This window comes from Allobosea sp. NPDC055594, from assembly GCF_053618995.1.
The window spans coordinates 259,507-271,606 of the sequence record NZ_JBSHIO010000008.1 but is presented as its reverse complement, the minus strand read 5'-3'; the positions used below and the strand labels follow the sequence as shown (position 1 = coordinate 271,606).

General features: G+C 67.2%; 11 protein-coding genes. 3 read left to right on the top strand and 8 right to left on the bottom strand.

Annotated elements, in window-relative coordinates; translation table 11 throughout:
- Positions 1-219: 219 nt before the first annotated feature.
- The 3 genes from araD to ACWGRX_RS18200 form a co-directional block, all read right to left on the bottom strand.
- The gene (araD, locus tag ACWGRX_RS18210; protein WP_452118678.1) at positions 220-1,950 is read right to left on the bottom strand and encodes an L-arabinonate dehydratase; all 1,731 of its coding nucleotides are present in this window, start codon (positions 1,948-1,950) and stop codon (positions 220-222) included.
- Between the two features lie 171 nt (positions 1,951-2,121).
- Entirely contained in the window at positions 2,122-3,054 is a 933-nt protein-coding gene (locus tag ACWGRX_RS18205; RefSeq protein WP_452118677.1) for a dihydrodipicolinate synthase family protein, read from the bottom strand.
- Entirely contained in the window at positions 3,044-3,748 is a 705-nt protein-coding gene (locus ACWGRX_RS18200; RefSeq protein ID WP_452118676.1) for a GntR family transcriptional regulator, read from the bottom strand. The genes ACWGRX_RS18205 and ACWGRX_RS18200 overlap by 11 nt, the downstream gene beginning before the upstream one ends.
- 213 nt (positions 3,749-3,961) lie before the next feature.
- On the opposite strand from ACWGRX_RS18200, the gene ACWGRX_RS18195 reads away from it, so the two are divergent.
- Together ACWGRX_RS18195 and ACWGRX_RS18190 are read left to right on the top strand one after the other, a co-directional pair.
- Entirely contained in the window at positions 3,962-4,936 is a 975-nt protein-coding gene (locus tag ACWGRX_RS18195) for a Bug family tripartite tricarboxylate transporter substrate binding protein (protein ID WP_291642794.1), read from the top strand.
- A 175-nt stretch (positions 4,937-5,111) separates the two neighbouring features.
- Complete coding sequence (locus ACWGRX_RS18190) at positions 5,112-5,828, top strand: ribonuclease activity regulator RraA (RefSeq protein ID WP_452118675.1); 717 nt, start codon at positions 5,112-5,114, stop codon at positions 5,826-5,828.
- A gap of 87 nt (positions 5,829-5,915) precedes the next feature.
- Here ACWGRX_RS18190 and ACWGRX_RS18185 read toward each other — a convergent pair whose 3' ends face one another.
- Positions 5,916-6,947: an LLM class flavin-dependent oxidoreductase gene (locus ACWGRX_RS18185; protein WP_452118674.1), complete on the bottom strand. Its 1,032-nt coding sequence runs from the start codon at positions 6,945-6,947 to the stop codon at positions 5,916-5,918.
- 61 nt (positions 6,948-7,008) lie between these two features.
- Positions 7,009-7,143, bottom strand: coding sequence for a hypothetical protein (locus ACWGRX_RS18180; protein WP_291642788.1), 135 nt, complete (start codon positions 7,141-7,143; stop codon positions 7,009-7,011).
- Between ACWGRX_RS18180 and ACWGRX_RS18175 the strand changes: the two genes are divergently transcribed.
- On the top strand, positions 7,142-8,695 hold the full coding sequence (locus tag ACWGRX_RS18175) for a VOC family protein (protein WP_452118673.1): 1,554 nt from the start codon (positions 7,142-7,144) through the stop codon (positions 8,693-8,695). The genes ACWGRX_RS18180 and ACWGRX_RS18175 overlap by 2 nt on opposite strands.
- 28 nt (positions 8,696-8,723) lie before the next feature.
- Here ACWGRX_RS18175 and ACWGRX_RS18170 read toward each other — a convergent pair whose 3' ends face one another.
- From ACWGRX_RS18170 to ACWGRX_RS18160, 3 genes are all read right to left on the bottom strand, one after another.
- Entirely contained in the window at positions 8,724-8,918 is a 195-nt protein-coding gene (locus ACWGRX_RS18170) for a hypothetical protein (RefSeq protein ID WP_291633130.1), read from the bottom strand.
- A gap of 154 nt (positions 8,919-9,072) precedes the next feature.
- A complete protein-coding gene (locus tag ACWGRX_RS18165; protein WP_291633132.1) occupies positions 9,073-10,098 on the bottom strand; it encodes a LacI family DNA-binding transcriptional regulator in 1,026 nt (341 codons plus the stop codon).
- A gap of 351 nt (positions 10,099-10,449) precedes the next feature.
- Positions 10,450-12,099 (bottom strand): dipeptide ABC transporter ATP-binding protein, encoded by a 1,650-nt coding sequence (locus tag ACWGRX_RS18160; RefSeq protein WP_452118672.1) that lies wholly within the window; start codon positions 12,097-12,099, stop codon positions 10,450-10,452.
- Position 12,100: the final 1 nt, after the last annotated feature.

Genomic DNA, 12,100 nt, shown 5'->3' with positions numbered 1-12,100 from the left:
TCTCAAGCATGCACTGCGCCTTCGGAACATGGTGGGGCCGCTCTCGACCCGGACGATCACAGCCCGCCCGCGCCGTCGGCCTCAACGGCCCCGCCCGAGCGACCTCGCAAGGCGCAGGCTGTTAGCAGAGCAGCAACAACATGCCAAGTGACCATCCCAACGCAGGAGGTGCGAGAAGAGGAGGGCGCGGCAGAGCAAAAGTCGGCCGCGCCGTCGCAATCAGTGGATCTCCGGTTCCGCCACCTTCGCCGTGCCAGTGAGGTAGTCGAAGTCGCAGCCCTTGTCGGCCTGCTGGATATGGGCCGCCGACATCTTGCCATAGCCGCGGGCATAGTCGCGGTCGGGCGGCGTCCAGCCCTTCAGCCGCGCGGCGATCTCGGCGTCTGTCAGATCGACCGAGATGCTGCGGGCCTCGACATCGACGCTGATGATGTCGCCGGTCTGCACGGCGGCGAGCGGGCCCTTGATATAGGCTTCCGGAGCGATGTGCAGGACGCAGGCGCCGTAGCTGGTGCCGGACATGCGGGCATCGGAGAGGCGCAGCATGTCGCGCACGCCCTGCTTAAGCAGCTTCTTCGGGATCGGCAGCATGCCCCATTCCGGCATGCCGGGGCCGCCGACCGGGCCGCAATTCTTCAGCACCATGATGTGCTCGGCGGTGACGTCGAGATTCTCGTCGTTCACCGCCCGCATCATCGCGTCATAGTCTTCGAAGACCAGCGCCGGACCGGAATGCTTCAAGAGGCGCGGCTCGGCGGCGGAGGGCTTGATGACGCAGCCATCGGGGGCGAGGTTGCCCTTGAGCACGGCGAGCCCGTTGGCGGTCGAGACCGCCTTGTCGAGCGGACGGATGACGTTGTCGTCATAGACCTGGGCGAGGGCGATCGTCTCCGAAATCGGCTTGCCGGTGACGGTCATCGCGTCGGTGTGGAGCTTGCTCTCCAGCTGCTTCAGCAGGGCAGGGAGGCCGCCGGCATAGAAGAAGTCCTCCATCAGGAATTCGCCGGAAGGCCGCAGATTGGCGATCACGGGCACCTTGCGCGAGAATTCGTCGAAATCGTCGGGGGTGAGCGGCACGCCGGCGCGCCCGGCCATGGCGACGAGATGGATGATCGCATTGGTCGAGCCGGCAACCGCCATATGGACGGTGAGCGCGTTCTCGAAGCTCTTGCGGGTCAGGATGCGGTCCGGTGTAAGGTCTTCCCAGACCATCTCGACGATGCGCTTGCCGGCCGCCGCCGCCATGCGCGGATGGGCGGCGTCGGCGGCGGGGATGGCGGAGGCGCCGGGCAAGGTGAGGCCGAGCACCTCGGCATGACTCATCATCGTCGCGGCGGTGCCCATCACCATGCAGGTGCCGTGCGAGCGCGCGATGCCGCTCTCCATCTCGCGCCATTGCTCGTCGGAGATGTTGCCGGCTTCCTTCTCGGCCCAGTATTTCCAGACATCGGCGCCGGAGCCGAGCGTCTTGCCGGCCCAGTTGCCGCGCAGCATCGGCCCGGCCGGCACGAAGATGAAGGGGAGCCCTGCGCTGCAGGCGCCCATGATCAGGGCCGGCGTGGACTTGTCGCAGCCGCCGAGCAGGACGGCGCCGTCGAGGGGATGGGACCTGATCGACTCCTCCGCCTCCATCGCCAGGAAATTGCGATAGAGCATGGTTGTCGGCTTCTGGTACTGCTCCGAGGCCGACATCACCGGGATCTCGACCGGGAAGCCGCCGGCGGCCCAGACCGCGCGCTTCACCGCCTCGGCGCGGTCGCGCAGATGAGTGTGGCAGGGGTTGATCTCGGACCAGGTGTTGAGGATGCCGATCACCGGCTTGCCCATGAACTCGTCATGGTTGAGCCCCATCTGCAGTGCCCGCGAGCGATGCCCGAAGGAGCGCAGATCGCTCGCCCCGAACCAGCGCTTCGAGCGCAGCGTGTCGGGCGTCTTGCGGGGATGGGACATCGGCGTTTCCTCGGTGCTTCGTATTTTCGCTCTCGAACCTCCGCGTCATCCTGGGCAAGCGAAGCGCAGACCCGGGATCCATCGTAGAGCGACGTGGCCTCCGATGGATCCCGGAGCTGCGCCGCTTCGCGGCTTGTCCGGGATGACGGGGAGGGGGTGGAAAGTGCTCGTCTACTCCGCCGCCGCCCGGCGGCTGCCCCAGCTCGAAACGATCGCCCGCAATTCGGCGCGCTCGCTCGCGTTGAGCTCCGGCAGGCCGGGCAGGCGCACGGGACCGACATTGGTACCGAGCAGGCCGAGCGCTTCCTTGACCACGGTGACATTGGCGCCATTGCCGTATTTCGTCCTGAGCTTCTCGAAGCCGGCAATGGCGTCGACCTCGCGGCGCGCGGCGTCGTAATCGCCGGCTTCCAGCGCCCGCCAGATTGCCAGCGAGCGCTCGGGTGTGACATTGATCAGGCCGGAGGTGAAGCCGCGCGCGCCGAGCGCGTAGAAGGGCGCGGCCCAGCCCTCGGCGAGGCCGCAGATCCAGTTGGCGCTGGAGCCTTGTGTCTCGCGGACGCAATCGGCCAGCAGCATCATGTTGGGCGAGGCGAACTTCACGCCGGCGACGTTCGGGTGGTTCGCGACGCGGGCGAGGTCCTTCACGCCGATCGCGTCGGAGCGGACATAGGCGACGAGCGGGATCTCCAGTGCCTCGGCGATGGCGAGGAAATAATCGGCCTGGGATTGCGGCGCGGCGAAGGGATCGAGCGGATGATGCACCATCACCGCATCACAGCCGGCCCTGGCGGCGAGCCTGCCGGTCGAGACCGCTTCGCGCAGCGAGCGGCCGATGCCGGCGGTAACGAGCGCCTTGCCGGCGGCCGCCTCGGCCGCGACGGCATGGCTGCGCACCACCTCCTCGGTGGTCATCGGGTAGAACTCGCCCGTATTGCCGGCCGAGACGATGTTGTGGATGCCGGCCTCGGCGATACGGGCGACGATCTTGCCGGTCAGCGCCCAGTCGGCTTCGCCATCGCTCTTCCAGGCGGTGACGTGCACGCCGGAAATGCCGCGCAGGGCCGTGCGCACCTTCTGCTGCCGTCCGCTCTCATTCGTCATAGGCCAATCCTTCCGCGTCGGCGCCGAAGACCTGGCGCACATGGCTCTTGGCGGAGCGCACGATGTGGCTCCGCATCCTCTGCTCGGCGAGTGCCGGATCATGGGCGGCGAGCGCTTCGAAAATGCCCTTGTGCTCGACATAGCCCTGGCGCCGTTCGGCCGGCTCGCCGAGCAGAGCGATGCGCTGGGCGTGGTCGTACATGCGCTGGCCATCGAGCCGGTGCTCGAGATAGGCGCAGCCAGAAATCCGGTGGATCATGCCGTGATAGGCCTCGTTCAGGGTGACGAGGTCCTCGAGCGCGCGGTGCTCGGTCGCATGCGCCATCTCGTCGATCAGGCCCGCCATCTCGGCGATCTCGGCATCGGCGATCCGGTTTGCGGCGATATGGGCCATGACGCTTTCGAGCGCGGCGCGGCCGAGTGCCATTTCCAGCGCCTGCCTGGCCGAGAATTCGACGAAGACGCCGCGGCGCGCCTCGGTGCGGACGAGGCCCTCGCTTTCGAGCCTGCGGATGGCATCCTTGACCGGGGTGGTCGAGACGCCGAGCAGGTCGGCAAGGTGGCGCTCGTTCAGACGCTCACCATTGCGGAAATTGCCCGCGACGATCGCTCGGCGCAGGCGCTCATGCACATGCTCGCGCAGCGAGCGCAGCAGATGTGGCGAGACGGGTTCGATCGTGAGCGGTTCCGACATCTGAACTCCAGCCATCCGCTGATCGGGTTCCTCATGCAGGGCCGGGCGGACAGCGCCATTCCGCATCAGTCACCATAAAGCGCAAGCTGTATCAAGTCTGAAATTTCAGATTTCAAATCTCAAATCCCATGCTATGGGAACAGCAAGACGCCCGAAAGAGGCGCGGCCCGAAGGCGCGCGACAGGGCGGCAAATGCAGAAGGGGAGGAAACAGATGACGAGGTTCACACGCCGGGCCTTGCTGGCCGGTGCGGCCAGCCTGATCGCGGCGCCGGCCCTGGCGCAGTCCGGCTATCCCGGCAGCAAGGTCGTCACCATCGTGGTGCCCTTCGCCGCGGGCGGCACCACCGACCTGCTCGGGCGCATCCTGGCCGACCGGCTCAGCGCCCGCCTCGGCGGCAAGTTCATTGTCGAGAACCGGCCGGGAGCCGGCGGCAATACCGGGGCCGCGGCGGTCGCCCGGTCCGAGCCCGACGGCTACACGCTGACCATGGGTACGGTGTCGAGCCATGCGATCAACCCCGGCGTCTATGCCAGGATGCCCTATGATCACATCAAGGATTTCGCGCCGATCTCGCAGGTGGCGAGCGTGCCGAACATCTTGATGGTCAATCTCGATTTGCCGGCCAAGACCGTGCCGGAGCTGATTGAGCTCCTGAAGAAGAACCCCGGCAAATACTCGTTTGGCTCGTCTGGGGCCGGTACCTCGACCCATATGGCGGCCGAGCTGTTCAAGGTCGCGACCGGCACCGATATGGCCCATGTGCCTTATCGCTCGAGTGGGCAGGTGACGCAGGACCTGCTCTCCGGCCAGATCCAGCTGACCTTCGACAACATCACCATAGCCTGGCCGCATGTCGAAGCCGGTAAGATCCGGGCGCTCGCCACGGCGACGCCGAAGCGCCTCGCGGTCGCGCCCGACCTGCCGGCGCTCTCCGAGTTCATCCCGGGCTATGACGCAAGCTCCTGGCACGGCTTCTTCGCGCCTTCGAAGGTGCCGCCGGAGATCGTCGCCAAGCTTTCCACCGAGACCCAGGCGATCATGCGCGAGCCGGCCGTGATCGAGCAGCTGAAGAAGCTCGGCGTCGATGCCGTCGGCTCGACCCAGGCCGAGTTCACCGCCCACATCGCCAACGAGACCAAGCGCTGGGCCGAGGTGGCGCAGAAGGCGAATGTCAGGATCGAGTGAGCGGCAGATTCGCTGCTAGCCTCGCCCGTCATTCCGGCCGCAGCGAAGCGGAGTGCCGGAATCCATCACAGGGCTCGCCTCTTGATGGATTCCGGAGCTGCGCGGCTTACGCCACTTGTCCGGAATGACGATCCTGACGCTGATTGAGTCGTGGCCCGAACGAGGACGCCTACCCATGACATCGACTGCCCTGACGCCCGAGAACCGCGAGAAGCTGAAGCGCGTCTCGACCGCGACCTTGACCACCGCCCTGTTCAAGCGCGGCTTCCGCAATGTCTTCATCCAGGACGTGCGCCCGCTCGATCCGAAGGCGCGCATGGTCGGCGAGGCCTATACGCTGCGCTATATCCCGGCGCGGGAGGATCTCGACCATCTCGGCGTCTTCGCCGGCACCGAGCACCCGCAGCGCGTCGCGGTCGAGGCCTGCCCGCCCGGCCATGTCATGGTGATCGACAGCCGCAAGGATCCGCGCGCCGCCTCGGCTGGCTGCATCCTGGTGACGCGGTTGATGCAGCGCGGCGTCGCCGGCATCGTCAGCGATGGCGGCTTCCGCGACAGCCCGGACATCGCGGCGCTCGGCTTCCCGGCCTATCACAACCGGCCGAGCGCCCCGACCAACCTGATCCAGCACCACGCGCTCGACCTCAACGCGCCGATCGGCTGCGGCGACGTCCCGGTCTATCCCGGCGACATCATCGTCGGCGACGGCGAGGGCGTCTGTGTCATCCCGGCCCATCTCGCCAACGAGGTCGCGGCCGAGGCCTATGAGCAGACAGCCTATGAGGATTTCGTCGAGGAGAAGGTGCGCGAGGGGCGCGGCATTTTCGGGCTCTACCCGGCCGATGACGAGACCAAGGCCGAATTCGCGAAATGGCGACCCGGTTGGAAGTGAGGGCAGCGCGCCGCCGATGAACGCGTGCCACCGCTCCGGAGAAGTGGCCGAAGCCGTGCAGGACCGATTTCCCGCGCGGTCGATGGTTCAGCCGAGCATCTCACGCACCAGCGGCATGACCTTGCGGCCATAGAGCGCGATGCAGCGCATCATCTTCTCATGCGCAAGCGGGCCGGCGCTGATCTTGAGCTGGAAGCGCGACAGGCCGAGGTCCTTGGCGGTCGCCGTGATCTTGCGGGCGACCGTCTCGGGCGAGCCGAGATAGAGCGAGCCGCCGGCGACCTCGCGCTCGAACTCCTCGCGCGTCATCGGCGCCCAGCCGCGCTCGCCGCCGATCCGGTCGCGCATCTGCTTGTAGGCGGGGAAGAACTCCTCGACGGCCTCAGCATCGCTGTCGGCGATATAGCCGGGCGAGTGCACGCCGACCGGGCGCACGGGTCGGCCGAGGCGCTCGAAGGCATCGTGATAGAGATCGACGAAGGGCCGGAAGCGCTGCGGCGGCCCGCCGATGATGGCGAGCATCATCGGCAAATCGTAGCGGGCGGCCCGGATGACCGATTCAGGGCTACCGCCGACGCCGATCCAGGTCGTGAGCCCACCCTTCTCGATCGGCGGGAAGACCTGCTGGTCGCGTAGCGGCGGGCGCAAGTTTCCTCGCCAGGTCACGCTCGTCTTGCGGATCAGCTCGGCGAAGAGGTCGAGCTTCTCCTCGAACAGCGCCTCGTACTGGCGCAGGTCGAAGCCGAATAGCGGGAAGGATTCGGTGAAGGAGCCGCGGCCGAGAATGACCTCGGCGCGGCCATTGGAAAGCGCATCGACGGTCGAGAAGCGCTGGAAGACGCGGATCGGGTCGTCCGAACTGAGCACCGTCACGGCGGAGCCGAGGCGGATGCGGCTGGTGCGCGTCGCGATGCCGGCCAGTACGGTCTCGGGCGAGGATACCGCGAAATCGGCGCGGTGATGTTCGCCGATGCCGAAGAAATCGATGCCGAGTTCGTCGGCGAGAACGCCTTGGTCGACGAGGTCGCGGATCACCTGCGCATGCGGCTTGAGCGCGCCGTCCGGGCCGGCGGTGACGTCGCCGAAGGTGTCGAGGCCAAGCTGGAGCTGCGTCGTCATCTCGTTTCCCTTCGAGGCGCGTCCGGACGTCCCGCTGAGTTGTGTGCCGCGCGCGCCGCCGTCAATACGCGCAGCGCTGCGATGGAGGATAGGCGGTGCGCTCGCGCCCGACGCCATCGGCAGGCTCGACGCGCGGCGCCGATGCGGGCAAGAGATCGAACTCTTGTTGCCACGGCAGAGCGGAAAGCGCGGTCATGACCTCCGGGATCCACCATCTCACGCTGATCACGCGCGACGTGCAGGCCAATATCGACTTCTATGCCGGTTTCCTCGGCCTGCGGCTGGTGAAGCAGACGGGCGGCTATGAGGACGCCGAGCAGCTTCATTTGTTCTATGGCGACCGGCTGGGGACGCCGGGCTCGCTGATCACCTTCCTGGTCTGGCAGGATGGCTCGGCCGGGCGCGTCGGCCATGGCCAGGTGAGCGAGATCGCGCTGGCCGTGCCGCCGGCCAGCATCGGCTTCTGGCTGACGCGGGCGCTGACGCGGCAGGTGCCGGCCGCAGGACCTCGGCAGGAATTCGGCGAACCGGTACTGCGGCTGCGCGATCCCGACGGGGTGGTGGTGAAGCTGGTCGGCGTCGAGATGCCGGCGGTTTCGCCCTGGCTGTCGCCCGGTATCGAGCCGGGCGATGCGATCCTGCGGCTGCGCGGCGCAACGATCCTTTCGGAGACGCCGGAGGAAACCGCGCATTTCGTCGGGCGCTTCGGCTATGAGGCGGCAGCGAAGGCTGATGGCGTCCAGCGTCTGGTCTCCGGAAGCGGCGATGTCATCGATGTTCAGGAGGCCGCGGGGTTCTGGCCGGGCGCGCCGGGCACCGGCGTCGCCGACCACGTCGCCTTCCGGGCGGAGGACGTGGCGGCCGTCACCGCGGCGGAAGCCTCGCTGGCGCGTCTCAACTCCTCGATCACCAACCGGCACGACCGGAAATATTTCACCTCGCTCTATGTGCGCGAGCCCGGCGGCACGCTGATCGAACTGGCGACGGATGGGCCGGGCTTCACCGTCGACGAGGCGGAGCCGGAGCTCGGCAAGACGCTGATGGTTCCGCCTTCCGATGCCGAGCGCGCCGAGGCGATCCGGGTGATGCTGCCGCAATTCGCGCTGCCGGGGGAGCCGCGCCCGACTTATCGCGACCTGCCCTTCGTCCACCGTTTCCATGTGCCGGAGCAGGATGACGGCAGTACGATCGTGCTCCTGCACGGCACCGGCGGCAATGAGGCGGACCTGATGCCGCTCGCCCGCCGCGCCGCGCCGCGCGCCAGCCTGCTCGGCCTGCGCGGGCGCAGCACCGAGGAGGGGACGGCACGCTGGTTTCGCCGCCTCGGCGAAGGCAGGTTCGACCAGGCCGATATCCGCACCGAAGCGGAGGCGTTCGCCGCCTTCGTCGAGGAGGCCGTCAAGGCATACGGGCTCGATCCGGATCGGACGACCTGGCTCGGCTATTCCAACGGCGCGAATTTCCTCGCCGCGGCGATGCGGCTCCATCCCGGCCTCATCCGCAAAGCCGTGCTGCTGCGGGCGATCGATGTGCTGGAGGAGCAGCCTCAGGCCGATCTCTCGGACAGCGCGACGCTGATCGTCGCCGGCGCATCCGATCCCTATGCGCCCGGCGCGGCGGCACTGGCGGAGCGGCTTCGCAAGGCCGGCGGGCATGTCGAACTGGCCCGGATCGATGCCGGCCACGCGCTTGCCGATGCCGACGCCGGGACGATCAAGGCCTGGCTTGCCGGGGCGCCGGCGAAATAGCGGCGCTCCGGCAAGCCGGCACCATGCCTCAACCCGTCTTGCCGCCCAGCGCTTCGCGTTCCTTCAGCAGCGTGTTGAGACGCTGCTGAAGATCGTCCAGCCTTGCCGCGATGCTCTCTTCGGTGGCGGAGCCCGAAGCAGCCGTTGCCTGCTCCATCAGGTCTGAAATGGTTCGCCGGAGAAGCGCGATCCGTTCGTCTAGAGTTGTCATGGCGTCAGACACGGCCCACCACTCCTTCCGTTTCGCGACCGCAGGCAAAGGCGTCCGCGTCGCTGCAGCCCAAGCAGCAGACCACCGGGCTTCGCTTTTGTACAGATGACGCACGGGCGAGCCGGGATGGCCAGGGCGAGGCAATGGCCGACATCAGCGTTGCCAGCTAGCGGGAAGCTCGTACAGGACCGGTAGAGCCGCGGATCACGACCGCTTCATAGGGCAGGACGACATTGGTTTCCGTGACGCTGCGCCCCTCGACCAGATCGATCAGGATGCTGGTGGCGCGGTACCCGAGGTCTTCGAGGGGATAGCGGACCGCGGTGAGGGGCGGCTGCAGCAATTCCGCGACCGGTCCGTCATAGAAGCTGGCGATCGAAAGATCTGCTGGCACGGACAGACCATGACGGCCTGCCGCGACGATGGCGCCGGCCGCCACCAGGTGGTTGGTGGCGAAGACGGCCGTTGGCGGGGAGGGCAGGCGAAGCAACTGTTCCAGGCCGGTCTCACCGCCTTCGCGAAAATAGCCTGTATCGACGATCAGGGCGGGGTCGAGGGCCACGCCGACTTCCTCGAGTGCCGCCTTGTAACCGGCCAGACGCCGAATGCCGAGAAAACGCTCCGAAGGACCCAGGAAGCCGATGCGCCGGTGCCCGAGATCCGTCAGATGCCGGACGACCGCCAGGACGCCGCCCGTATCGTCGAGAACGACATGAGGCTGCTCCTCGTCGCGGTAGCGGTTCAGCAGGACGTAAGGAGCGTCGAGGTCGCGCAGGGCGGCAAAAGCCTCGGTTTCCCGGCGCCCGGCGGTTATGAGGAAGCCGTCGACCCGGTTCTTCTCGAGCAATCGTGCAGGGAGCTCGGGGTCGTCGCCGTCCGGGCCGACGCCGCCGAGCAGCATGGAATAGCCGCGCTCATGCGCGGCTTTTTGTGCGCCCTGGATCATCGCGGCGAAAGCCGGACTGTGGATCTCGGGAAGGATCATCGCCAGACTGCCGGTGCGCGCGGTTCTCAGGCTGCGCGCATGCGGATTGGGAGAATATCCGAGCTCGGCAATCTTGCGCAGCACCGCCTCCCGGGTCTCCTCGCGGACGTTGAGCGAGGGATCCTTGTTGAGGATCCGGGAAACGGCGCCGATCGATATGCCGACCGCATTGGCGACGTCAGAGATGGTTGCGCGCCTGGATGACATGATCCTACGAATTTGCCTGTTCGCCGCCGCCTTCTTTGACGAAATGCCGGGCCTTCGTCCAGTTCAGGCGGTCGGCCGCCGCAAAGCGACCGGCAGATGGTCTCGACGGTCGCAGCCACAATACAACCGGCTTCGCGCTCGGGCGAAGCGGAATGGTCGTGCAGATCCTGGCGCATCTCCGCGTTCCTTCGAACCGTGCAAATGCGCCAGGCCCTTATTCTATCGCATCTTCCTCCCGCGGATCGATACCCGCCCCGCACCGAACACGCTCCCGGGCGGGCAGCCCGTCCTCCGGCGCGGGCTGTGCGTGCGGCATCGCGTTCTCCAGGAATTATCGCCGGGAATGTCGCGTCAGGCCCCGGCGATGGCGCGTGCAGTCGAAAGGCCTTCGGAAATGAAGGGCGGCACGGATGCCAGAAGTTCCCGCGTATAGGCCTCCCGGGGGGCGGCGATCACCTGCCCGACACTGCCTTCCTCGACGATGCGCCCACCCCGCATGACGACGACACGGTCGGAAATCTGCGAGATCACGGCGAGGTCGTGCGAGACGAACAGGATCGCGACATCGAGGCGATCGCGCAGGTCCTTGATCAGATCCAGGATCGAGGCCTGCACCGACACGTCGAGCGCCGAGGTGACTTCGTCGCAGATCAGGATCTCGGGTTCGAGCGCCAGCGCCCGGGCGATGCCGATCCGCTGCTTCTCGCCGCCGCTGAGCTGGTGGGGATAGCGGCTGACATAGGTCTCGGGCAGACGCACCAGGGCCAGAAGCTCCTTGACCCGCTGGTCGGCCTCGCGCTTCGATTTTCCGACCAGCCGGAGCGGCCGGCCGAGAATCTCGCCGATCCGGTGCCGGGGATTGAGCGAGGAGTCGGGGTTCTGGAAGACCATCTGGATGCGTCGGTCAGACCGGTCGGCCCGCGGGTTGGTCGCTCGGCCGTCGAGGCGGATCTCGCCGGATTGCGGCGCATAGATCCCGACCAGGCAGCGCCCGAGAGTCGATTTCCCCGAGCCGCTCTCCCCCACGAGGCCGACGATCTCGGCCTTTCGCAGGGACAAGGAGACGTTCGCCAACGCCTGGACGGCGTTGCCCTCGGTGCCGAGGAGTCGGGAGATCAGGCCCGGGCGCCCGCCGAAGCTCAGCGAGACGTCGCGAGCCTCGATCACCTCGGCTTGCGGCGCTTCCTCGTTCGCCGGGCCTGGGGCCGGGGTCGCGGGCTTCAGGAGGCGCGGGAGGGAGCCGAGGAGCTTTTGCGTATAGGCATGGTTCGGGCGCCGGAGCACCTGTTCCGCAGCGCCGGCTTCGACGACGCGGCCGGACTGCATCACGGTGACGGAAGAGCAGAGCTGCTCGACGATGCCGAGATTGTGGCTGATGAACAGCATGCTTAGGCCGCGTGTCTTCTGCAACTCGGCCAGGAGCCGCAGGATATGCGCCTCGACCGTCACGTCGAGCGCGGTCGTCGGTTCATCAAGCACCAGCAATTTCGGCGAGCAGGCGAGGGCCGAGGCGATCACGATCCGCTGTTTCATGCCGCCTGAGAGCTGGTGGGGATAGGCATCGTAAAGCTCCGAGGCGCGGGGCAGCTTGACCTCGTCCATCAGCCGCAAGCCTTCGCGCCGTGCGGCGCCGGCGTCGACGAGACCGCGCTCCACGAGGACCTCGGTGAGCTGCTGCCCGACCGTCAGGCAGGGGTTCAAGGTCGTGAAGGGGTCCTGGAACACCATGGCGATGGACTTGCCGCGCAGTCGCCTGCGCTCTTCGGCAGACATGGCGAGAAGCTCGTTTCCTTCGAAGGATACCGAGCCTCGGGTGACGCGGGCACCGGGTGGCAACAGCCCCATCACGGTCCATGCGACGGTGCTCTTGCCCGAGCCGCTCTCTCCGACCACGCCGACGGCCTGGCCGGTCGCGATCTCGAGGTCGACGCCATGAAGCGTGGGCTGCGACCCGGCGCCGTAGACGAGTTGCAGGTCTTTGATTTCTAGGATCGCCGACATG